Here is a 24,688-nt window from a genome sequence, read left to right as displayed (position 1 = left end):
TATCGTCGGCTTTTACCATCAATAACACTATATTTTAGTCTTGTTCTTAACAAATTAATCTAGTCATTAGCCTAACAATGAGTTTACTAACGCGCTTGCTCATTATACCGACAACTGGGTGAGCTGTTGCAACAACACGTGATTATTTGCACCATCACTGACGGTTATCTCGGTTATCCCCATAGCTCTAGCTGCCTCGGCAATTCTGTTACTGACCACCAACCACTGGCAGTGTTGGCGCCAATATGAGTCAGATAAATCTAATTGCTCTGCTAAGTACTCAAAAATAGCGACACTGGTGACCACAATACAGTTTATTCCCGCGGCTTTCCATTGTTTCGCTATATTTTCCGGCAATTTTCGCCAAACACGTCGATAACTTTCAAAATATTGCACGAATGCTCGTCGTTCTTGCAAAGTTCTTGCGATTAACTCCCGACCGCCATCTCCCCGCACGATCAAAATGCGCTTACCTTCAACCTGCTCAAGCTCAGGCAGAGCCAATAAGCCTTCGCTGTCATAACATTCAGGTGCGAGCGCATCAATGCCAAAGCGAGATAACCGCTTTTGTGTACTGGCACCCACCGCAAACCACTGCTTTACCGGCCATTGCAATAATGCTTGAATGCCTTCGGCAAACTCTACCGCCGCAGGGCTGACAAAAATTGCGATATCAATAACTTGTTTAAAGTGGGAGACTAGTGCTTGTGAGGTTTGATTACGGGTGTAATCGAAGGGAATACAAGCTTGAGCAGCAATGCCATTCGTGGTTAATAAATTAACCAGTTGCTCGGCCGCCGTGTGTGGCCGAGCAACTAAGACATTTAATGATTTATCGGATACGTTATTCGCCATATACCTGTTTTAAAATAGCATCTGCGCCATCGGCTAATAACTGCTTTGCCAGCTGCTGACCCAGTTCGATACCATCAGCTGCCGGTCCCGAAACCTCTGCACGCAAGATTTTGCTGCCGTCAATCGCTCCGACCAAACCGCGTAAAAACAAAGTCTGGTCTGACAGTGTTGCATAGCTGCCAATCGGCACCTGACAACCACCTTCAAGTTCTTTGTTCATCGCTCTTTCGGCTAAAACTCGGCTACGCGTTTGGCCACACTCTAAAGGTGCCAACAAACCTTTAATGCGCTGATCATCAACTCGACATTCAATGCCAACCGCGCCTTGGCCATTGGCAGGTAACATCACTTCTGGCTCGATGTAATCGCTGATACGCTCGGGCATCTCCAAACGCAATAGTCCGGCCGCCGCTAAAATAATCGCATCGTATTGGCCTTCATCTAATTTTTTCAGGCGAGTATTAACGTTTCCGCGTAAATCTTTAATTTCAAGATCTGGACGTAGCTCTTTCAACTGACATTGACGGCGTAAACTCGACGTGCCAACCACAGCGCCTTGCGGTAATTCATCTAAGTTTTTATAAGTGTTTGAAACAAACGCATCACGAGGGTCTTCGCGTGGACAAATCACTTCTAAGCCTAAGCCCTCTGGGAACTCGACCGGAACGTCTTTCATCGAGTGAACCGCAATATCAGCTCGGTCTTCCAGCATGGCAACTTCAAGCTCTTTAACAAACAAGCCCTTACCGCCAACCTTAGCCAATGGTGTATCGAGGATAATGTCGCCTTTGGTGGTCATAGGCACCAATTCAACAACGAGGTCTGGGTGAAAATGCTCTAACTGTGCTTTAACATATTCAGCTTGCCACAAGGCTAAAGCGCTTTTACGCGTGGCGATGCGTACTTTATTCATGATTGTGTTTTCCAAATTTATTTTGACGACCGCTGTGGGCGAAATTTAAGGCAAAATTACTGAGCCGTTAACACGACATCGACGTCTGCTTGCACACTCACTGCAGCAGACAAGAATTGCCAGAGTTCATCGCTGCCGCGCTTGTCAAACCATTGACCATCGCGCATGGCAAAGTGGTGACCATTAAATTTAGTGGCAACCCAAATTTCGTGCAATGGCGCTTGTTTATTGATGATGATTTTACTGCCATTTTTAAATGTTAACGTTAACATGCCACCAACGCCTTCGTAATCGATATCGACACCGCAATCTTCAACGGCTTCTTCTATCGCGAGTAATAGGTCATCGGCAAGTAAGTTGTATTGGCTATCGTTCATTCATTATCCTTGGTTTGGCTATCACCTGATTTAACAGGGCTTGGATAAAATAACAGCAAATGGTATTGAACACCGCTGTTAGTATTCATTTACTGTTATCTGACGGTATAAATGTGATTATAAAACGTCTATGATGGCAATAATATAGTCGATTAAAGAATTTCTGAATAAAGTCACTCTTTATTACACTGGCGGTTAACTGAATGACAAAACACATCACTAAAATGGTCAAGATTAAAAAAACTTTATTGTTAGTTTCGCTAACTTGCGCAATTGCGGCCTGTGGCAACAAAGGCCCTTTGTATCAAGAACAAGAGCCTTCAGCTGGCACTAAACAGCCTTCAGCTGAAGAAACACAGTTTTCAGCGGATACTGTGTAGCTCAACGCGCAAACAGCAAAACATACGTTGCACAACAATAACTAAACACACCGACCATCAGCCGACAACATATTGAGCAAATAGGATAAAACAGTGGACTTTTTCAATCGTCAAAACCAGTCTTTATACGCCGAGCAATGTTCTGTTTCTGAACTCGCCAAACAACACGGCACTCCGCTTTACATCTATTCGCGCGCGACTATCGAACGCCACTGGCGCGCTTTCGAAAACGCCGCAGGCGATCGCCCTCACCTCGTCTGTTACGCAGTAAAGGCAAACAGCAACTTGGCTGTGCTCAATGTGATGGCGCGCATGGGCTCGGGTTTTGACATAGTCTCTAAAGGCGAACTGGCACGAGTCATTGAAGCCGGTGGCGATCCGAAAAAAGTGGTCTTTTCTGGTGTTGGTAAAACCTCTGACGAAATTGCCTATGCCTTAGACAAAGGCATTTACTGTTTTAATATTGAATCACCTGCTGAATTATTGCGCATCAATAGTGTTGCCGAACGTTTGGGCAAAGTTGCACCAATTTCGTTTCGCGTTAACCCTGATGTCGATGCCGGTACTCATCCATACATCTCTACCGGCCTCAAAGAAAACAAATTTGGCATTAGTATCGACGAAGCCGAAGCGGTCTATCAACAAGCGGCACAACTGGCTAATGTTGCCATTAAAGGCGTCGATTGCCACATCGGTTCTCAACTTACTGAAACTCAGCCATTTTTAGATGCCTTAGATCGCGTTTTACTGTTAGTAGATAAGCTTGCTGAACAAGGCATTAAGCTTAGCCATATCGATGTTGGTGGCGGTTTAGGGGTTTGTTATCAAGACGAACAACCACCACATCCAAATGACTATGCAAAAGCCATTGCCGAAAAGCTCGACGGTTATAATCTGACGCTAATTTATGAACCTGGCCGAGCAATTATGGCTAACGCCGGTATTATGGTAACCGAAGTTGAATTTCTAAAAACCAATGAAGAGCGCAATTTTGCTATTGTTGACGGTGCAATGAACGATTTAATAAGACCTTCACTCTACTCTGCGTGGCAAGAAATCATTGAAGTTGAACAAAACCAAGATAAAACCAAAAAAACATATGATGTTGTTGGCCCTGTCTGCGAAACTGGCGACTTTTTAGGTAAAGAGCGCAAGCTAGCGATTACCCCGGGTGACTTTTTAGCCGTCCGTTCCGCAGGAGCCTATGGTTTTACCATGAGCTCAAACTACAACAGTCGCCCAAGAGCTGCCGAAATATTAGTTGATGGCGACCAAGCATATTTAGTGCGCGAGCGCGAAACGATAGAACAACTGTGGCAAGGCGAGAGCATTTTGCCAAACTAATCTCAAAGCAGAACGATTAATGTTAGTAAATTTTTCTAAAATGCACGGTTTAGGTAACGACTTTCTCGTGCTTGATAACGTCACTCAAAACGTTTACTTATCGAATGATCAAATTAGACAGCTTGCCGATCGCAACTTTGGCGTCGGCTTTGATCAGTTGTTAGTGGTTGAGCCACCTTACGATCCCGATCTCGACTTTCACTACCGCATTTACAATGCCGACGGCAGTGAAGTTAGCCAATGTGGCAACGGTGCCCGTTGTTTTGCCCGTTTTGTCAAAATGAAAGGGCTGATTAACCGCAATAAAATCCGCGTCTCGACACAATCGGGCAAAATGACTTTGTACATTGAGCGCGACGGCAATGTTTCGGTCAACATGCCAGTACCGCAATTAGAGCCAAGCAAAATACCTTTTACCGCACAAAAAGTAGAAGGCACTTATATTTTGCGCAGCGACGAAGAAACCGTATTTTGTGGCGCAGTTTCTATGGGTAACCCCCATTGCGTGCTGACCGTTGATTCAGTCAAAGACGCGCCGGTCGAAACACTAGGCCACGCCCTTTCACATCACGAGCGCTTCCCAAAACAAGCCAATGTTGGTTTTATGGAAGTGGTTTCTCCTGAATATGTTAAACTGCGCGTTTACGAGCGCGGTGCTGCCGAAACACTCGCCTGTGGCAGTGGCGCCTGTGCCGCCGTTGTCGTTGGTCAAATTCAGAAAAAATTGGCCAAACAAGTTACGGTAGAACTGCCCGGTGGCAAACTAAAAATTTATTGGAAAGGCCCAGGTAACCCAGTAAAAATGACGGGGCCTGCGGTCCACGTATTTGATGGACAATTACATATATGAGTGAATCAAAAGCCTCTAGCAAATCAGAGGCATTACTGAGTGATGACCTACCATTAACTGACGAGCTTATTGTCGACTATTTACAGGCCCACCCTGAATTTTTTCAGCGCAACGGTGAGCTACTAACGCAATTAAAGTTAGCTGACAACCAGCGCGGTGTGGTTTCTTTAGTCGAGCGTCAGCAGCAACAATTGCGTAAAAAAGTGCATGATTTAGAAGAAGAAATCACTCAACTGATGGCAATTGCCAACCACAACGAACAGTTATTCTCGCTCTACAATGACTTGTATCTGCGCTTAATAGACTGCAACAGCATTGCTGAAATTGTCGATTGTCTTCACACCACCACGACTGAGTTATTATCGTTGGCCAATTGCCGCTTGTGGCTAAGCGAAGAGTTCGCCGTTGAACATCAACATTTGTCGAGCCAAGACTGCCGCGGCGTTATGCAAAATCGCCTGACGAAAGACGACTACTATTTTGGCCGTTTACAACAAAGCGAACACCAATTAATTTTTGATACACCCGGCACTGGTTCGGTGGTGTTGATAAAATTGACGCAAGCCAAACAAGAACTTGGCTTTATCGCCATTGCCAGTGACGACGCTGAACACTTTGACCCGCGCATGGATACCTTGTTACTGAGCCAATTTCGCAAATTGGTCGCCAAATTACTCAGTAAACAATCAGATTCAAATAAATAATTAGGCAAGCCATCCGTGCAGTTTTTTAGACAGTTAAAACCGATAAAAGCACTTAGCTTTGACTTAGACGATACGCTATATAGCAATCATCCTGTCATGCTGGCAACCTATCAAAAAATGCTTGGTTTTTTCGCCGAGCATTTGCCGATGCCAGCACCGACCCAAAGTGGTCAATACGACCACAGCTATTGGTTTAACTTTCGCAATCAGGCCATTGCCCTGCAGCCTGAGCTAAAACACGATGTCACTGAGTTAAGACGGATTAGCTATCGCTTGGGGTTGATTGAACTTGGGCTTGATCAACAGCAGGCGCTCACACTCGCCGACCTAGCGTTAGATTACTTTAGCACTGAGCGCAGCAACTTCTCAGTTCCTGACGATATTCATCAGTTTTTGAGCCAAATAAGTGCGCGCTATCCAATAGTTGCGATTAGCAATGGCAATGTTGATACCACAGCGATTGGTATTGATCGCTACTTTACTTACATCTACCACGCCAACTATCAAGACCGACAAAAACCGGCGCCAGATATGTTTAAACGAGCCTGCCGTGATTTAGCCATTGCCCCTCAGCAGCTGCTGCACGTTGGCGATTGTGGCAACTCCGATATCAAAGGTGCACTAGCATTTGGCTGCCAAGCCGCTTGGGTCAGTCAGTTTAATGTTGGTAAACCTATTAAAATCCTGCCGACATTGGCAGTTACAAATGTGAAAGCGCTTACAGCCTTCTGCTAAAAGCCGTTTACATTTTTTTTTATTAAACTTTAAAATACGAATTGATCCGAATTTAATTCAAGGAATTCAAATGGAAAGAATATTACCTGTTGTTTTATTTACTTTAGCCTTAACGGCCTGTGGTGGCTCTGGTGGAGGCTCTTCCCCTCAACCATCAACTCCAATTCCGGCACCTGCTCCCGCACCAGCACCAAATGAAGCACCAACAATCAGTGGCACATTTACCCTTAATGCCAAAGCGGCACAATCGAATAAAATTGTGTTAAACACGGCTGATAAAGAAAACGATCAGCTGAGTTTTTCAATTGCCGACAAACCTGACTGGATTAGCTTTCGCCTCACTGAAAACCAACTAGAACTAGACTTTCAACCGGGCTTTTTTGATATTGATGACTATCAATTTAAATTCAGAATTTCTGATGGCAAAGATGCGACAGAGTATGACTTTAACTTAGTAGTTGAGGACAACCGAGAAAAATGGCAAGAAATACGTATGACTGAAGCCGACACGATCGGTATTTGGTCAGACAAAACTGAAGCTACTCGCTTCATATTTCTTGAAAATGAAATGGGTATCTACACCTATAATGGTGAAACTAAATCATTATCGTGGTCGGCATTTAGTACTTTTGACATTTCTGTTTACGAAGCAGGTTGCTTTCAGAGTACATGTCCTCAAATAGATTTTTTTGAAATGTCTATCGTTGCTCAAGAGCAAGGCCGTATTAGGGTCAGACTTCTGAGAAACGATAATAGCGAGAGAGTTATCAATTTAACTAAAGAAAATAACACTCAAGCAACTGCTAAATACTACATACCATTGTCTGAAGCTGCTTTATATTCGACAAGTACCATTGACGTTGAAACCAATTCAGCGCAAATCCGCTTGCGCACAGCCGATATAGCATTTGGCCTGACTACTTTCATCACTCCTAGCTTTAATGCAACTAGTGAAGTCAACTTTAACAATCAAAATTACACGCCTGTAAATAGTTCACCTATATTAGTACGAGATGATATGGGCTTTACTTTCGAGAACAAAATCACAGGTGATTTTACAAGGCTTAACTTTAATGCATTCGCAACTAATCTTGTCATCCAAACATTAGAATCTGGAATACTCATCGCAAGTGCAGATATCCACTTAGAATTAAACTCAGATCTTGGTTCTTTTCAAATAGCTGACTTTGAAGGGTTATCTGCAGAGCTAACAGGCATAAAAGCCAGCACAGTATTACAAAGTGTGTTACCTGTTACAAGTGAGGTAGCCCTCATCGCAGGTAAAAACTATACAGGTAGAATTATTGGCGACGATATGCCGTTGACCTCTAGTACTTTATCCGAATCAGTGAATTATCAGTTTGGTGGTTCTGTGTTTCGAATTTTAGACGATAGCCAAGGAAGCATGACTCTGAAAATAGCTGGTATCAATGAAGGAATTCAAACCAATTTTACATGGCAGTTAGAGGGCAATACCTTGTCAACGAACGTCAATGGTGTTGAAGCGACTCACGAACTTTTAGCATTACCAAATGGAAAAATAGGAATGACTAGTAGTTTTGCCAGAGATGACGGCTCTATTGGTGTGAATATTTACACGCTAAACGAGCTTACCGATTCAACCTTTAGCGCAAGTGACTATTTAGGAACATTTAAACACAGTACCGTCAATTTATTTTCCAATAGAATCCGTTATACAAGAGTGTTAAGTGATCAAAGAGCAGATTACTTCGGCAGTTTGGATACCGAGCCTAGTGAGCTTTGGAAGTATGAAAGCGACGGCAGTATATCAATGATCAGAGATTCATATTGTTCAAACAGCATTGAATACGACACGTGTTTTAATGACCGATTTAACAATATAAATCGCAGTATGCTTGTGCGAAATTATAAACTCCTAGCTATTGAAAAAAATATTTATAAATTTCAATATTCTATTTTTCGACGAACAACTGATGGTAACTACTCAACCAGCCAAAGTATTCGTTATTTTGAAAAATTACCGGAGTAGACTAAAACAGTTATTTCTGACTAGCCGAGCAAGAGGCTCGGCTTTTTGTAACTTGTTGTCTGAAGCTAATCGACCAAAAATGTTCTAGTACTAGAACGCGATCTTCAATTGCACTAATTTAGGTCGATTTAACTAATTACTATTGGGTATTCATGAGCTTTTGCCATCTAGCGACTTCGATTAACCAAACCAATTTAGGCAAGCTAGTGAAAAGACTCAACAATGGCAACAATAGATGCGAAATAGGTCTTAGACTTTTGTTAAAGGTCTTTACTTTATCAGTTCACAAACTTTAAAATTTATATTTACAAACACTTACATCCAAGGATTTACCAATGGAAAAACTATTGCCCGTTTTGCTCTCTGCATCATTGCTAACTGCTTGTGGCGGTTCAGGCGGAGGCTCTTCTCCTCAACCATCAACGCCGACTCCAGCTCCTGCACCAACCCCAGCTCCAAATGAAGCTCCCACTATTAGTGGTACCTTCACCCTCAATGCAAAAGCGGCACAGTCGAATAAAATTGTACTGAACACTGCTGATAAGGAAAACGACCAACTGAGTTTTTCAATTGCCAACAAGCCTGAATGGGTTAGCTTTCGCCTTACTGACAATCAATTAGAACTCGATTTTCAACCGGGCTTTTTTGATATTGATGACTATCAACTTAAATTCAGAATTTCTGATGGCAAAGATGCCACTGAGTATGATTTCAACTTAGTGGTTGAGGACAATCGCGATCAATGGCAAGAAATAGACATGACTGAAGCCGAAACTATCGGTATTTGGTCTAATACCAAAGAAAACACTCGATTTGTTTTTTTATCAAATAAAACAGGTCTACATACTAAAGAGGGCGAGAGTAAACCGCTATCTTGGTCTTCACCAGATACTATTGATATGCGTTTATATAATCTTGGCTGCTTCCAAAATGGCTGCTCACAACAAGACTTTCTCGAAATGTCTGTTGTTGCTCAAGAACAAGATCGTATTCGCGTTAGAATTTTAAATAATGATAACAACGAAACAGTACTTAATTTAGTCAAAGAGCAAAGTGTAACTAACCAACACAAATATTATATCCCGCTTTTCGAAAGTGGCATTCACAACGCTACAATTTTCAATGCTGAAGCCAATACAATTGATACAGTTGTTGCATTAAATACTCTTTCGTTGGGAGAGCATGGACTAACTAACTATGGTTTTCGCATCTCTACCGCTATTAGTTTAGAGGATGGATTTTACCGAGCAAACAATAATGAGCCTATATTGTTACCGGGTCAAGTGAGCGTATCTTTTAGAAACAATGTCACTAATGACTTCAATCAGATTAGCTTTAATGCTTTTGCTGATAATATTACTGTAACAATATTAGAGTCAGGTTTACTTACTACATCTGCAGATATACGTCTTGAGCTAGCATCAGATTTATCACCTTACAGCGCTTCTGACTACTTTAATTTGCCAACAACAATACCAGTACAGCAAGCCTCAAATATTTTACAAGCAGTTTCTAAGACAAGTGAACAAATTCAATTAGTACCAGGTAATAGTTATAGCGGTCTACTAATTCCTGAAAGTCGAATAATAGGTGATACAGAGTATTTGTCTGGCGGTGCGACATATAAAATTTTAGACGATACTCAGGGTGAAGTTACATTGAATGTTGTTGGTACCGACGAACAAGAAACCCATAATTTCACTTGGCAATTAGATAACAATACCTTATCAGTAATGCTAAACGGTGTTGAGTCTAAACATGACATCATCAGCCTCCCCAACAATAACCTTGGTTTAACAACGTCATTTGAGCGCAGCGACGGTAGTTCAGGAGCAAACATTTATGGATTCAACCAAGTATCTAACGGATTCTCTCGACAAGACTATTTAGGTAAGTTTAGACATGCATTTTTTAGTGTTTTTGACGACACAGAACTTATTCTTATCTTAAATGATGACAGCAGGGGGAAATATACCGCAACGCCTGACAGTAGTAGCGATTTTATTGACGACTATTGGAAGTATGAAGATGACGGTTCAGTATCAATCACAGGTAGTTTTGGCTGTGACAATGCTATAAATTACGATCAGTGTTTATCGGCTAAATTGGCTAACCCTAACGTAAACACAACGGTAAGAAATATTAAACTGATATCTATTAATGGGGATACTTACAAATTCCATTATTCATTTTTTGCAAAATTTAGAGATGGTAGTCAACGAGCCTTTCAGAGCATTCGATACTTCCAAAAAATTACTGAATAGTATCTACAACTATCTCTTTACATTACGCCGAGCAAGACGCTCGGCTTTTTTGTCTTCATATTACAAGACCTGTAAATATAAACAGGTTTTTCGTGAAATTAGCCCTGTTTTAGCGCTATAATCTGTGGCAATTTTTCTCAATTAGAACTTTGCTATGGATGTTTCTGAATTACTCGATGGGTTAAACGATAAACAGCGCGACGCCGTTGCTGCACCACTGAGCAATATGCTGGTATTGGCGGGTGCTGGCAGTGGTAAAACTCGAGTATTAGTGCATCGTATCGCGTGGTTAATGCAAGTTGAGCAGAGTTCTCCACACGCTATTTTAGCAGTAACGTTTACCAATAAGGCGGCAGCAGAAATGCGCGCTCGGGTGGAGCAAACGGTTGGTGGCAATATTCACGGTATGTGGATTGGCACCTTCCACGGCCTTGCTCACCGCCTGCTGCGAATGCACTTTCAAGAAGCCAAGCTACCGCAAAGTTTTCAGGTCTTGGATTCTGACGACCAACTGCGGCTCATAAAACGCATTGTTCGCGCCTTAGAACTGGACGAAAAGCGCTGGCCACCCAAACAATTTCAGTGGTACATCAACGGCAAAAAAGATGAAGGTTTAAGACCTCAGCACATCGATAGCCAGTTCGATCCAACCGAGCAAACCTTTGTCAAAGTCTATCAAGCCTATCAAGAAGCTTGTGATCGCGCTGGTTTAGTCGATTTTGCTGAGTTATTACTGCGCGCCCATGAGCTTTGGCTTAACAACCCTGTGCTGCTAGCTCATTACCAACAGCGCTTTCGCCATATTTTGGTGGATGAATTTCAAGATACCAATGCCATTCAGTATGCTTGGCTCAATATGCTCGGTAAAGAGCAAAGCAAGGTGATGATTGTCGGCGATGACGATCAATCAATATACGGCTGGCGCGGTGCTAAAATCGAAAACATTCAGCGCTTTTTGAATGACTTTGATGCGACCACTATTCGACTTGAGCAAAACTATCGCTCTAGTGCCAATATCCTCAATGCCGCCAATAAACTGATTGCCAATAATAACAATCGACTGGGCAAAGAGCTCTGGACCCAAGACGATGCCGGCGAAAAGATTTCAATTTACACTGCATTTAACGAAATTGACGAAGCGCGCTTTATCGCAGGTAGCATCAACCAATGGCGCCAAGAAAACGGCTCGCTTGACGATGTAGCTATTTTATACCGCAGCAACGCGCAATCTCGCTTATTGGAGGAAGCCTTACTGCAACAACAATTGCCTTATCGCATCTACGGCGGTTTGCGCTTCTTCGAACGACAAGAAATCAAAGATGCCCTCGCCTACTTGCGCTTGATTAACAACCGAGATGACGACGCCGCCTTTGAGCGTATTATTAACACACCAACGCGCGGCATTGGTAACCAAACCTTATCACTGGTGCGCGATGCCGCCAGAAGTTTAGGTACAACCTTGTGGCAAGCCTGTCAGCACATGCTCAACCACGACGAACTCAAAGGTCGCAGTGCTAAAGTAATCACCACATTTATTGAGTTAATTGAACAGTTAGAAGATGACAGCGCTAACCTCAACCTCGATCAGCAGGCTAACTTCGTAATTCAACACAGTGGCTTAAAAGCTATGTATCAAGCCGAAAAAGGCGAACGTGCGCAAGCGCGCATCGAAAACTTAAACGAGCTAGTCACCGCTTGCCAAACTTTTGAACAAGATCCCGAATTAGAGCAAGAGCAAACTGAACTGACCGCGTTTTTAACTCACGCGGCACTTGAGTCGGGCGAATCACAAGCCGACGACTACGAACCTGCAGTGCAACTAATGACCATGCACTCAGCCAAAGGCTTAGAGTTCCCGTTGGTGTTTATCGCCGGTCTCGAAGAAGGCATGTTTCCATCACAACAGTCAGTCGAAGATCTGAGCCGATTAGAAGAAGAGCGCCGTCTATGCTACGTCGGTATGACCCGAGCAATGGAAAAACTCTACCTTTGTCATGCCGAGAGTAGGCGCTTGTACGGTCAAGAGAAATACCACAAAGCCAGTCGCTTTTTACGCGAATTACCCAGCGAATGTATCGACGAAATTCGCATGCAAAGCCAAGTCAGCAAGCCGGCAACTACCGGACGCTTTTCCAATACCATTAGTATGGCGACCTTTGACGATACTGGCTTTAGCCTTGGTCAACAGGTTATGCACGCTAAATTTGGCGAAGGCGTGGTACTCAATTATGAAGGTAGCGGTGCCCAAGCGAGAATTCAGGTTAACTTCGCCGATGTTGGTACCAAATGGTTAGTTGTTGCTTATGCTAACCTACAAGCGCTATAGTGAGCGAATGAGTACATACTCGTTCCACTTCAAGATACGTAATTTCAGCGTTATCGCAGGGGCTTAATATCAAGGCGTAGCTAGCAGGAATGGTTTCACCCTTTCAATTAGCTGCAACGCACAGAGTAAGTGCTTGCGAAACGCCCGAGTGGTTGGTTTAAAAACGATTTATACTGCGTTATTGACTTTAACAAGGGAACAACCATTCTTGGCAATCAATGCCTTGTCTAAATCGTTTTTAATTCCAACTGAAACACGCACTTTGAAGTGAAACGAGTATAAATAGTGTTTAATCCGGTCGTTTAAGCACAAATTATAATAATGAAGGAAAACCAATGCCTGAACGCCTTTTGGTCGTTGAAGACAGTAAACCCATTGCAAAAGTGATTAGCCAAATTGGCAAGGCACTCAACTTTGATGTCGTGGTTGCGAGTTCGCTTGCCGAAACTGAAAAAATTCTCCAAGGAGACAGCCAGTTTTTCGCTGCAACCATAGATTACGCTTTGCCAGATGCAATGGACGGTGAGGCAATTGAATGCGTGTTGTCACATGGCGTTCCTGGCATAGTGATCACGGGTAAGATGGATGAAACGACGCGACAAAAAATTCTGTCGCAACCTGTGATTGATTATATTCCAAAAGAGAATAGCCAAGCCTTTTTATATCTAAAGCGTGTTTTACACTGGCAACGGGCCAATCAAGGTAGTGGCGTTTTAGTGGTGGATGACTCAGTCGCTGCCCGAAGCCATATTGTCGAATTGTTAAAGCGTCGAAACTTCACCACCTATGTTGCTGACAATGGCGTGAAAGCATTAGAAATTCTCAAACAGTACCCCAATATCAAAATGGTCATTACCGACCTAGAAATGCCAGAAATGGACGGTATTACTTTAACTAACGAAATTCGCAAACACTATCACCGCGATAATCTGTCAGTCATTGGTATTTCTGGGGCAACCAGCGGCGTTCACTCAGCGCGCTTTATTAAAAATGGTGCCGACGACTTTTTGCGTAAACCGTTTTGCCCTGAAGAATTTTACTGTCGAATTACCCAAAATATTGAAAGCTTAAACAATATCGAGCAAATCAAACGCGCTGCAAACACTGACTACCTAACAGAGTTGCCAAATCGCCGTGCGTTTTTTCACGACGCCAATATCAATATTGAAAAATACCGCGCCAACCACGTACCGTTTGCCCTTGCCATGTTAGATGTTGACCACTTTAAGCGAGTTAACGACCAATACGGCCATGAAGCCGGCGATCACGTGCTAAAAGCAATTGCCTTATTTCTGCGCAAGCATATCAAGTCAGGAATTATCGCTCGTTTAGGTGGCGAAGAATTTGCTATTTTACTGGCGGGTATCGATAAAGATCAGATCTTAACTAAGCTTGACGATTTGCGCGCCGATATCTCGATAACGCCATTGAGTTACAATGACCAACAGCTCAACATCAATGTTAGCATAGGTGTTTGCTTTAACAGCACAGAAGAGCTGACTCAGCAAATTAATCAAGCAGATAACGCGCTTTATTACGCGAAAGAAAACGGTCGCAATCAGCTAGCGGTATCCGGTGAAGATAACGAGTAATTAATAACTATAAGATTTTATTCAATGAAAGCTCGCTTCCTAGCGAGCTTTTTTATTTTCTTGACAGCTAAACCACCTACTTTAGTAGGTGGTCATTGTTAAAAAGGCTATGCCTGAAATATCTACTCATGTTACATCCTCGTTTGATTTTTAGCGAAGTCAAATAGGAGACTAACATGAGTAGATATGAGCAAGCATCGCACGTATTTTGGCGGTGTCAATATCATATAGTTTGGACACCGAAGTATCGGTTTAGAATATTGAAGAATAATATTGGTAAGGATGTTTACCGATTTATTCATATTTATTGCGATAAGCTTGGTGTAAAAGTGATGGAGTTAAATGTACAAATAGACCATGTACATATAGTCGTTAAAGTCCCACCGAAGTTATCAATTTCTCAATTGATGGGATGTTTAAAGGGAAGGTTAGCCTTAAAGCTATTCAATAAATATCCGCACTTACGTAAGAATAAAGCATGGGGTGGTCGTTTTTGGCAACGAGGCTATTTCGTTGACTCTGTAGGTATTAACGAAGAAATCATCAGGCGTTATGTACGGCATCAAAACAAGATGGAGAAACAAGAAGAGAAACGTCAATTACATTTACTAGGATAACCCAGCCCCCTTGTTTAGGGGGCTTACGCAAAGCCACCTTCTTTAGAAGGTGGATTCTTTACTTTTGCTACTTGGTGATAGTTCGCTTAGCGGTATGCTTGAAAGAATCAACACTGAAGATTAACAAAGCGGTCCAAATAAAACCAAAAGTTAACAGTTTAGCGGGCGCTAGCGGTTCAAGATAAACAAACGTTGCCAGCAAAAACATTAAACTTGGCCCTATGTACTGAAAAAAGCCCAATGCTGATAAGGTTAAGCGCTTAGCCGCTGCAGTAAAGCACAAGAGCGGTGCAGTGGTAATAACTCCTGCCATCACAAACAAGGTGTTTAGCTCTACCGTGTTATTAAACATGTTTGAGGTCGAGCTGTTTAAAAAGAATAGCCAATAGCCTAAAGCAATCGGCAACATCAACAGCGACTCAACGAGTAATGCGACAAAGGTATCGATAGCAAGCTTTTTACGCAGTAAACCATAAACACTGAAACTGGCGGCTAGCGCTAGCGAGATAACAGGTAATGAGCCCAAGGTCACGACCTGCACAGCAACGCCAAGCAGTGCTAAGCCAACCGCAAATTTTTGCCACTTGCGCAAGCGCTCACCGAGGAAAATCATCCCCAAGGCTACGTTAAACAGCGGGTTGATGTAATAACCTAAACTGGCATCAAGCATATAATTATTATTGATTGCCCAAATAAAAATAAACCAATTAGATGCCAGCAGTAACGAGGTTGCCAGTAAGGTAAACAGCACCTTAGGTTGTAATAATATACTGAAAAACTGTCGATATTTATTAATGGCGAATACTAAAATGAATAGCAGTAGGCATGACCACACCACTCGATGCAGCAGTATTTCACCTGCTGAGATATGATCAATCAGCTTAAAGTAAAGCGGTGCTAATCCCCACATAAAGTAGGCACCGAGGGCATTAAAAACACCGGCACGGGTTTGCTCAGTTGCAGCCATTAAAAATTCTTTGTTAACAGTTTTGAAGGGCGCGCAGTATAGCACAGCCAAGAAGTGTAGACAGCAGTAGTACAATATTGAAGCGGGGTAACGTGAGCGCTTTTTTGGCAAAGTTTCACGCCAGAAAACAAAATGCCGCATTAACCAATGCGGCATTCAACGTAGCAACCAATAATTTGCTGATACCCCTGCGATACAATCGAACTAGGTATTAATGGTTAACCCGTACTTGTCGATGAGACTGTAAAGCGTTGGTCGAGTAATACCCAGTAACTCTGACGCCTTAGACATATTGCCTTCAGACAAAGCATAAGCTTTTTGAATGGCGATAGTTTCGGCTTGTTCTCGCACGACCCGCAAGTTTAAATCAAGGGCGTATTCACTGCCCTCGTGGTCAAAAAAGCCCAGGTCAAAGGCGGTCACCTGTACACCCGTACTCATGATCACCGAACTTTTAACTTTGTTTTGCAGTTCGCGAATATTGCCCGGCCATTTATGTGCTTTTAACGCGCTGATGCCGTCTTCAGAGAAGCCTTTGACATTGCGCTTATACTCTTGAGCATACTGGTTTAAAAAGTACTGTGCCAAAATAAGGATGTCTTCATCTCGATCTCTGAGCGGTGGAATGTTCAAGGTAATTTCACTGACGCGATAAAATAAATCCTCGCGGAAAGTCTTTTGTGCCACCATTTCTTCCAAGTTTTGATTGGTCGCGCAGACGACGCGAACATCAACGGGAATTTCTTGGCGACCGCCCAAACGCTCAATGCGTTTCTCTTGTAAAAACCTCAACAACTTAGCTTGAAGATTAAACGGCATGTCACCAATTTCATCGAGAAATAAAGTGCCGCCCTCAGCGCATTCTATTTTACCCTTAGTGGTTTTGTGAGCTCCTGTAAATGCGCCTTTTTCAAAACCAAACAATTCACTTTCAAGTAATGTTTCAGGGATAGAGGCACAGTTAATCGCTATAAATGGCTTATTGCTGCGATCGCTGGCAAGATGCACGGCATTGGCAGTCACTTCTTTACCTGTACCACTTTCACCTAACAATAAGGCGGTAATTTCAGTTGGCGCGATACGTTTTACCATCATCCGCAAGCGTTCGATTGCTTCGCTGTTACCGATAATGCCAATATCACTGCCAGCAATACTGCGCATAGTAAGGTTTTCTTGCTCTAACTTATGTAAAGCAAATGCCCGTTCAACAATAACGTTGATCACTTCTGGCTCTATCGGTTTTTGATAAAAGTCGTATGCCCCAGCGGCCACTGCTTTAAGTGCATTAGTGCGATCGTCATTACCTGTAACTACTATCACTTTAGTGTGAGGAGCAATAGTCAAAATTTCCTGCAACGCCGCTAAGCCTTCCGACGCATTGGCCTCGTCCGGCGGTAGACCTAAATCTAGGGTAACCACTTTAGGTTCGTGACGACGAACTGCAGCAACCGCACTATTGCGATCATCAGCGAGAATTACGTCGTAATCAGACAAACTCCATTTAAGCTGCTTTTGTACGCCAGCATCGTCATCAATAATTAATAGCTTTTCCATCTAGCAAGCGTCCTTATATTAACACTTCATCAATTTCATTTTTTTTCGGCAACGACAAGACAAAACGCGTACCAACATCAAGCTCACTAGTAACATCTATGCTACCTGCTATGCCTTCAACAAACTGCTTCGCTTCGTATACGCCAATACCCATGCCAGCATTACCCTTAGTGGTATCAAATGGCTTAAACAACCGCTTTTCAATAAATTCTTGCGACATACCACTACCGTTATCGTTAATATCAATAACCGCGTATTCTGATTGAGTGGTTAAACTAATTTTCACCCACCCGTCGCTTGCTGTCGCCTCTTGAGCGTTTTGCAATAGGTGATGTAAAACAGAGTGTAAAGTTTCGCCGTCAATTGCCATCACACAAGGTTGAGTTTGTTCAATAATCACTTGAGGCGCGCGAATATTGCACTGAGTCACTACTTTATCAATTAATTCAGCCAGATCAATATCTTTACTTTGCGATTCAGCAAGCTGCTTATTGCGCAATTGTTTGAGCATTTTATCTAAGCGCTCGGTCGCAGATTCAACGGTTTCAAAAACATCATCGACGAAAGCCGGATTATCTCGATGCTTTTTAGCATTCATATTGATCAAACTTAACTGAGCTTGAACATTTTTTAAATCGTGAACCAAAAACGCTGACATTCGGTTAAAAGCATCAAACTGTTTTGATTCAGCAAGTTTGTCATTAGCTTCGTGCAGAGAAATAAAGTTACCTAATTGCTTAGAAACCGCGAATAGTAAATCGCGATCTTCCCAGTTCAAGTTCTTAGCATCTGGACTCGGACCAATGACGAAAAGACCATAGAAGGCTTTGCCAATAAAAATCGGCACAATAGTTTTAACTTGAGAACTTTGATAGAAACTACTGGTTAAGTACAAGCCGTGATACAAATTAGGCGTTCTGCCATATTCTCTCAAGTCGACAATCCAACCCTGCTGCTGACAAAACTGCCCGCATAAAGTTAGCCCCGGCTCTAAGTCATCACCTAGCTCTAGACCTTTGCTGTACTTAATTTGATATTGATGACTGCCATGCCACTTTAAAATAGCACCTCCAGCTGCTTCGAGCTTAGCCATCATAATTTCTGTTGCCATTTGATAATAGCTTTCAGCACTGGTGGTCTCTATTTTTTCAATTAAGCTCAACCACTCATCGCGATATTCATATTTATTGGCAAAAAAGTTTTTGGCGATAAAAACCTTTACCTTTCTTCTCAAGGTTTCAGTCACTAACAAAACAACTAAAACAACGCTGGCAAACATTAAAAAGGTAACGCTGACCAAACCGCCCCATTCGCCACCTAAAAATCGAATAATGTAGCCAGCAAATGCCATTACTAACAGGTAAACGCCTGCGATCATTAGCATTGAGCTATAAAAAACAACCTGTCTGGAAACAAACACTCGCACTGTGCCATTTTGAATTCTTCTTGCTCCCACCAACATAAATGGCACACATAAACAGGCAATAAAGCCCCGGCTAAACCAGTAATCAAAATTAATGGTATTGAGCATAGAGGCCTGAGCATAAAGAACAAAATCAAACAAACTAAAGCTAGCAATACCAATAATAAATGGCCAAATAGCCCAACGAGCGGCATCAGGGGAGTTGCGGTAAAACTGCTCTAGCAAAACGAGTGTGATAAGGTTTAGCAAGGTAAAAACAAAAAACAAAAAGCTATAACCAATAGCAAAGAAATGCTCACCAAGTTGCCAGCCGACAAGCACAGAAAACAGCCCTACGACATATAGTTTACTGTAGCGATAAGAAAAAAGTGCCTTAACAGATTCAAGCTGATGACTAAGCGCCAAAATTAGCAGAGACCAACAAGCGATTTTTACTGAATCTACTATCATCACCCATATAAGGCTAAACCCCATACTAATTTGCGCAGCCCCAGTCGCATTAGCAACAAAAAATGTCGCTATGCTAAGCATCAACCAACGGCCAATAAAACTTTGATTGCGAGCAACAAAGACTAAAAAACCGAATATAAGTGTTAATACCGAAGCGGAGAAGTAGCCAACTAGTCCTAGAGATTCCACTGCTTTGTTCCAAAGTTATTTTATAGGCATATCATATGGCGATAAGGCAAGCCAAACAAGCGATAGCGAAAAATACTGGTTACTTTCCTGATGGATAAGCCGCTAGATTTGACTTTTTCTATCCAGTGAACTTTTATCTGTTCTAGTGAACAGCTCGATCAATATCGGTACAAGTATGAAGCTTGACAATGCAGACACACACAAGCCCGAGATGATAACAATTCCCAGAGGTTGCCAAAGTGTGCCACCGAGTGCTGTTAATGGCAGTAAACCACCTATGGTCGTCAATGTGGTCAATAAAATAGGTGTGAAACGAATCGCACTAGCATTGAGTGTTGCTTCAACCAGTGACTGCCCTTCTCTCATGTGTCGATTAGTGGTATCGATGAGAATAATAGCGTTGTTTACAACAATACCGAATAAACTGATTAAGCCAATAAAGGCCATCATTGAAAATGAAATGCCGGCAAAATACAAACCAACGATAGCCCCCGCAATTGCGAATGGAATTGAACTGAAGATTATTAACGGCTGACTGAAAGACTTAAACTGCAACACAAGCACTGCGAATATACCTATCGCTGTTACAGCCATTATTTGTGACAAGCCAGCAAAGTTTTCTTGCCGAGATTTCTCCTCTCCTCCTAAAGAGTAGGATACCCCTTGGGGCATACTATAATCATTGAGATAATTAACTACTTGAGCTGTCAGCTCGTTGACGGAATAACCCTGTTCGACATCAGCTGCAACTTTAGCCATACGTAATTTTTGGTAGTGAAAAAACTCAGCCTGCCCTTTTTGCAATTGGGTTTTGGCGATTTGATTAAGCGGAATATTATCACCGGTTCGACTACGAATATTAACTAGCTCTAAGCTTTCAATATCTGGGTACTTTTTTCGAACAAGGACAGGATAATTCTCACCGTTATCATCGTTAAACAAACCTATAACTTCGCCAGACAACAAGGTTTTAATTGTTCTTTCATAGGTATTTACATCGACATTACTCACGCCAGCCTGATCATAATCTAGAACTAAGGCGAGCTCAGTATTTGCTTGCCCGATAGGGTTATCAATGTTCACGATTCCGGTCAAGCTTCCCATATACTTGGAAACGTCATTGGCAACCTGCTCTAGCGCTGATAAATTTTCTCCCATTAAACGAATGGCAATAGGTTTGTCCGTAACAGGTCCTTGAGTAAACTCGTTGACGGTAATAACAGCTTCATGCCATTGATTAAATTCGCTCCTAAATTCTTGTACTAGATTTATGACTTTATCCGTTTGATATTCTTTCAAGACGACTAGGAGCTGGCCATAGTGAGTAACTCCTCGTTTAGGCAATTGATTGTAATAGATTCTGGGATTAGCATTACCTATATTAAGCGCTACCTCATCCACTAAAGCGTGCTGGCGAACTCTATCAGCCACTTTTTGTATAACGCTATTGGTATTTACTAATGAAGTATTTGGTGGCATTTCTACATCAACCATAATCAATGGCTTTTCCGCTTTGGGAAATAGGCTAACGCCAACCTCAGAAAACAATGACAACATTGCCAGTAATAGAGCTAATGCGGCGGTGACAATTAACCACCTGCGCTTGATCATAGTCACCAGCCATGCGCGATAGTAACGCCCAGAAAATTCGTTCAAATAGACTTGTAAGGTTTTCACCTGATGACTACTGGCACTAAAGCACTTACTTGCCAACAGAGGAGTCAAAGTCAATGCAACTAGCAGAGAAGCAAGCAAAACTAAGACCACCGTCACAGGCATAGACCTAACAAAATCACCAGTATTACTACCCAACAGCAGCATGGGTAGAAAAGCTAACATTGTTGTCACTGTACCACTAGTAATTGCCCAACCGACCTTACTTGTTCCACTTGCGGCTGCTTGCCCTAGACTATTTTGTACACTCTTTTCACGGTGAATACTTTCTGTAACCACTATGGCATTGTCTACAAGTAAGCCAAGCGCAATAATCAAACCAACAATCGACATTTGTTGCAAGCCAAAGCCAGTAAAGTCTAGAAACCCGATAGCAATAGCAAAAGACAGTGGAATCGCAGTAATAATCACTATCGACTCTCGAATTCCTAAAAATACCAATGCCATAACACCAACCAGTACCAAGCCTTGAGCTAAATTAACAAAAAAGCCATTGACTCTACTTTCAACACTATCAGCTTGTTTAAACAAAACTTCTAGTTGCATATCTGCCGGTATTGTTTGCTCAAACTGGGACAGCATCTGTTCAAGCTCTGCTGTTAATTCAAAAATATTAGTATTTGCTCGTTGTTGAGCTGTAATAAAAACAACGGCTTTGTCTTGATAATATGCTAAATAGTTTGGCTCTAGATTAGAAAAGCTAACTTGTGCGACATCTTCTAGTCGAAGGGTAAAATTATCTCCAGATTTAACAACTGTTTCAGAAATTTGCGTCAATTTGTCATAGTTGCCGGTAGTTTTAACATTAAACCTTCGGGTACTGGCATTAACAAAGCCTGGCGTTATGTTTTCAGCTCGTCCTTTTAGTACCCGATTGATATCAGTCACTGATAAATTATAGTGCTTGAGCAAAGCCAAGTTGACATCAACAGCGACAATTTGCGTTGGATACCCCCAGACATCTGCTTGGCGTACGGCGGGAATTGTTTCTAACTTTTTCTCTAAACGCTTAGCGTAAAACTCCATAGTTTTATAGTTAGTTGGCTCATTCCACAACGCTATTTGCACGATCGCGACACTGGTAGGAGTTGCCTTAATCGTCAATAATTCTTGGACACCATCCGGCAGCGTGGGTTCGACTTCAGCAACAGCTCTTTTAACATCTTTGTATGCCAGATCGGGTTCGGTGCCATAAACAAACTTGATTTCAATACGAGCACCGCCATTTTTTATCTGCGACTCGATACTACTGATATTCTCAACTTCTGAAAACTCGTCTTCGAGGGGGTTGATTACCAAGCTTTCGATATCCAGTGGTGAAGCTCCCGGATAGATAACTTCAATCATTGTGATTGGTAAATCAAACTGCGGATCTTCTGAACGTGGCATTGTAAAGTATGAAATTAGCCCAACGAGCACCAACAATAGCACTACAGTCAGAGTGAATTGGGCATTGTTGATCGCTAATCGAGGTAACTGCATGTTTATTTGAGTCCTCGTTGCAGTCGTTGCCAACCGGTTACGACAACATTTAATGGCTGAACGGTGTCTCCGGCAAGCAAATAAAGATAGTGACCATCAACGCTATGAACTGCATAATCTTGTTGGCTGTATTTCCCCTTATCCTCAATCATAATCAGTGCTCGGCCGTTATGGTTTATTGACATCAAAGCGTCGACTGGCACAGCATAAACTAACTGCTTAGTATTTAAATCGATTTCTACATGCGCAAGTTGACCAGCTACAATGCCCAAAGGGCGCTCAATAGCGGCTAATAAAATATCAACTGTAAAGAGGTTACTAGTAACATCAGCCATCGCAGGAATACGGCTAATAACGCCTTTAAATTGCTTCTGATTTGATAGTAATACCTGTACGTGTTGGCCGAGCTTAATTTGACCAACTTCGTGCTGGGTAAGACTCACTTTTACGACCCAATTGTCTTTTAACGGTGCTACTCGCAGTAACTGCTGCCCCGGACGTTGAAGCTCGCCCAGTTCAGCTGTTTTAGTTAGCACCACACCATTAAAAGCAGCGATAATTTTTGCTTTTTCAATATTGTAAGCAGAAATCTCATATGCCGCTTTGCTTACATTTACCAAAGCCTCTGTATCATCTACTGCTTGCTGTGAACCTATACCTTCATCTAACAAAGAGCGAGCTCGATTAAAATTTTGTTTAGCTTGCACGAGCTGAGCATACTTTGCCTTTTGGTCTGCAATAAGCTCAGTGGTGTCGAGTGATGCCAATAGATCACCTTGTTCAAATTCATCTCCTTCATCGACTAGTAATTTCATCAAATAACCCGAGCTCTTAAACGACAAACTAACCGTTTGCTTAAAGCTGAGTTCACCAACCCGTTTTACTTTATCTTGATACGACGTCACAGATACGCGTTCAGTATGAACCTGTCCAGCCTGAGCATAAGTCTCCATGAACATAAAAAAAGTGAAAAAAACAACAAGCGCTTGCATAGAAATGAAAAAGATTTATAAAAATATTTGCTTATACTTTATGCAGTAAAATCAACAAAGTATACCGTTTTCTACAAATTCAACTAGACAAACTGGTTGACAAGCTATAGTATTTGCGCGCTTTAAATCAGTTCACATTCCGCCCTTAGCTCAGCTGGATAGAGCGCAGCCCTCCGGAGGCTGAGGCCGCAGGTTCGACTCCTGCAGGGCGGGCCACCACCTCAAACAAGCTGTATTTTCATTTTGCAATATGAGCCTGCTTTTCGTACATTAGAACCATCGGCTCTGGTTGTTTCTACGTATGTCACAAGTTTTTGAAAATCATAATCTTTGTAAAGTAACTTTATTAGGTAACCTGGTAGCAAAACCAGAAATTAGATATTTGGCAAATCCAATGCTGGCTGTTGCAGAAGTAGTACTAGCAACACATCAAAAATGGTTTGATCAAACTGTGCAGCAATACAAAGAGTGGACTGACTTTCATACCATAAAAGTCATCGGCGATATTGTAGAAAAAGCATTGAGGTATGCTGAAAAAGGCGAAGTTATGCTGATCCATGGTTACTTGATTAACAGCAAAGCTAAGAATCGTGAGATTATCCACGCAACTTTTGCTCAGTCTTTTGCTAAAGGTTATGCCAATTCAATCAATCAAATCCAGTGCAGTGGTACCCTATCAGCGCCAATCACATTAGTACAAACACAACGAGACAAGTTCCTTGCCGAAGTAAGTATCGATATCTGTCATCAAGCCATTTCACCAACACAAAACAAAGCTTCCTCCCATCAACTAAATCGAAAGATTCATGTGTGGGGTAAACAAGCAAGCTATCTTCACGAAAATGCACAAGTAGGTGATCAACTTGTTGTTGAAGGAAGACTTAGTTACAGCAAAGACGAAAGCAAGTCTCAATTAATAGATGCCAAACACAGCGTCTTATTGAAAAAGCCTGAGCAATAACACGAGTGAGTGATAAGGAAATATAAAG

19 protein-coding genes and 1 tRNA gene are annotated in these 24,688 nt (G+C 42.2%); 12 read left to right on the top strand and 8 right to left on the bottom strand.

The features are described from left to right. Positions 1–102 precede the first annotated feature (102 nt). From J7384_RS06245 to cyaY, 3 genes are read right to left on the bottom strand one after another with little or no spacing between them, the layout of a single operon-like run. Positions 103–855: a uroporphyrinogen-III synthase gene (locus tag J7384_RS06245; protein WP_209112172.1), complete on the bottom strand. Its 753-nt coding sequence runs from the start codon at positions 853–855 to the stop codon at positions 103–105. Then, positions 845–1,768 (bottom strand): hydroxymethylbilane synthase, encoded by a 924-nt coding sequence (gene hemC, locus J7384_RS06240; RefSeq protein ID WP_209112170.1) that lies wholly within the window; start codon positions 1,766–1,768, stop codon positions 845–847. Before hemC ends, J7384_RS06245 begins: the two co-directional genes overlap by 11 nt. A gap of 56 nt (positions 1,769–1,824) precedes the next feature. Then, positions 1,825–2,145: an iron donor protein CyaY gene (cyaY, locus tag J7384_RS06235; RefSeq protein WP_209112168.1), complete on the bottom strand. Its 321-nt coding sequence runs from the start codon at positions 2,143–2,145 to the stop codon at positions 1,825–1,827. A 203-nt stretch (positions 2,146–2,348) separates the two neighbouring features. Here cyaY and J7384_RS06230 point away from each other — a divergent pair, with 203 nt between their 5' ends. The 10 genes from J7384_RS06230 (at position 2,349) to tnpA (ending at position 14,968) form a co-directional block, all read left to right on the top strand. Beyond that, positions 2,349–2,525: a lipoprotein gene (locus J7384_RS06230; RefSeq protein ID WP_209112166.1), complete on the top strand. Its 177-nt coding sequence runs from the start codon at positions 2,349–2,351 to the stop codon at positions 2,523–2,525. 93 nt (positions 2,526–2,618) lie between these two features. After that, positions 2,619–3,869, top strand: coding sequence for a diaminopimelate decarboxylase (gene lysA / locus J7384_RS06225; RefSeq protein ID WP_209112164.1), 1,251 nt, complete (start codon positions 2,619–2,621; stop codon positions 3,867–3,869). A 19-nt stretch (positions 3,870–3,888) separates the two neighbouring features. Continuing rightward, a complete protein-coding gene (dapF, locus tag J7384_RS06220) occupies positions 3,889–4,719 on the top strand; it encodes a diaminopimelate epimerase (protein ID WP_209112162.1) in 831 nt (276 codons plus the stop codon). Continuing rightward, the gene (locus J7384_RS06215; RefSeq protein ID WP_209112160.1) at positions 4,716–5,423 is read left to right on the top strand and encodes a DUF484 family protein; all 708 of its coding nucleotides are present in this window, start codon (positions 4,716–4,718) and stop codon (positions 5,421–5,423) included. Before dapF ends, J7384_RS06215 begins: the two co-directional genes overlap by 4 nt. Positions 5,424–5,438: 15 nt before the next feature. Next, positions 5,439–6,158 (top strand): HAD-IA family hydrolase, encoded by a 720-nt coding sequence (locus J7384_RS06210; protein WP_209112158.1) that lies wholly within the window; start codon positions 5,439–5,441, stop codon positions 6,156–6,158. Positions 6,159–6,228: 70 nt separating this feature from the next. Beyond that, entirely contained in the window at positions 6,229–8,169 is a 1,941-nt protein-coding gene (locus J7384_RS06205) for a hypothetical protein (RefSeq protein WP_209112372.1), read from the top strand. 335 nt (positions 8,170–8,504) lie between these two features. After that, positions 8,505–10,433 (top strand): hypothetical protein, encoded by a 1,929-nt coding sequence (locus tag J7384_RS06200; protein WP_209112156.1) that lies wholly within the window; start codon positions 8,505–8,507, stop codon positions 10,431–10,433. 154 nt (positions 10,434–10,587) lie between these two features. Then, entirely contained in the window at positions 10,588–12,759 is a 2,172-nt protein-coding gene (gene uvrD / locus J7384_RS06195; protein ID WP_209112154.1) for a DNA helicase II, read from the top strand. A 335-nt stretch (positions 12,760–13,094) separates the two neighbouring features. After that, on the top strand, positions 13,095–14,351 hold the full coding sequence (locus tag J7384_RS06190; protein ID WP_209112152.1) for a diguanylate cyclase: 1,257 nt from the start codon (positions 13,095–13,097) through the stop codon (positions 14,349–14,351). 176 nt (positions 14,352–14,527) lie between these two features. Next, a complete protein-coding gene (tnpA, locus tag J7384_RS06185; protein ID WP_209112151.1) occupies positions 14,528–14,968 on the top strand; it encodes an IS200/IS605 family transposase in 441 nt (146 codons plus the stop codon). A 67-nt stretch (positions 14,969–15,035) separates the two neighbouring features. Here the strand turns inward: tnpA and rarD are convergent, their stop codons facing one another. From rarD to J7384_RS06160, 5 genes are all read right to left on the bottom strand, one after another. Next, on the bottom strand, positions 15,036–15,935 hold the full coding sequence (gene rarD / locus J7384_RS06180) for an EamA family transporter RarD (RefSeq protein WP_209112149.1): 900 nt from the start codon (positions 15,933–15,935) through the stop codon (positions 15,036–15,038). 204 nt (positions 15,936–16,139) lie between these two features. Further along, positions 16,140–17,489: a PEP-CTERM-box response regulator transcription factor gene (gene prsR, locus J7384_RS06175; protein WP_209112148.1), complete on the bottom strand. Its 1,350-nt coding sequence runs from the start codon at positions 17,487–17,489 to the stop codon at positions 16,140–16,142. A gap of 13 nt (positions 17,490–17,502) precedes the next feature. Beyond that, positions 17,503–19,551, bottom strand: a complete 2,049-nt coding sequence (gene prsK, locus J7384_RS06170) for an XrtA/PEP-CTERM system histidine kinase PrsK (protein ID WP_209112146.1) — start codon at positions 19,549–19,551, stop codon at positions 17,503–17,505. Positions 19,552–19,653: 102 nt separating this feature from the next. After that, positions 19,654–22,707 carry an efflux RND transporter permease subunit gene (locus J7384_RS06165; RefSeq protein ID WP_209112145.1) on the bottom strand — a complete coding sequence of 1,018 codons (3,054 nt, stop codon included), beginning with the start codon at positions 22,705–22,707 and terminating at the stop codon, positions 19,654–19,656. Between the two features lie 2 nt (positions 22,708–22,709). Next, on the bottom strand, positions 22,710–23,660 hold the full coding sequence (locus J7384_RS06160) for an efflux RND transporter periplasmic adaptor subunit (RefSeq protein ID WP_247741666.1): 951 nt from the start codon (positions 23,658–23,660) through the stop codon (positions 22,710–22,712). Between the two features lie 178 nt (positions 23,661–23,838). Here J7384_RS06160 and J7384_RS06155 point away from each other — a divergent pair. Then, positions 23,839–23,915, top strand: a tRNA-Arg gene (locus tag J7384_RS06155). A gap of 85 nt (positions 23,916–24,000) precedes the next feature. Beyond that, complete coding sequence (locus tag J7384_RS06150) at positions 24,001–24,660, top strand: single-stranded DNA-binding protein (protein WP_209112141.1); 660 nt, start codon at positions 24,001–24,003, stop codon at positions 24,658–24,660. The last annotated feature ends 28 nt before the right edge of the window (positions 24,661–24,688 follow it).

It is taken from the genome of Endozoicomonas sp. G2_1, assembly GCF_017744155.1.
In the GTDB taxonomy this organism is placed as follows: domain Bacteria; phylum Pseudomonadota; class Gammaproteobacteria; order Enterobacterales; family Alteromonadaceae; genus JAGHQT01.
Note: the sequence above shows the minus strand (reverse complement) of the source record. Positions and strands in the feature narration are given on the sequence as shown.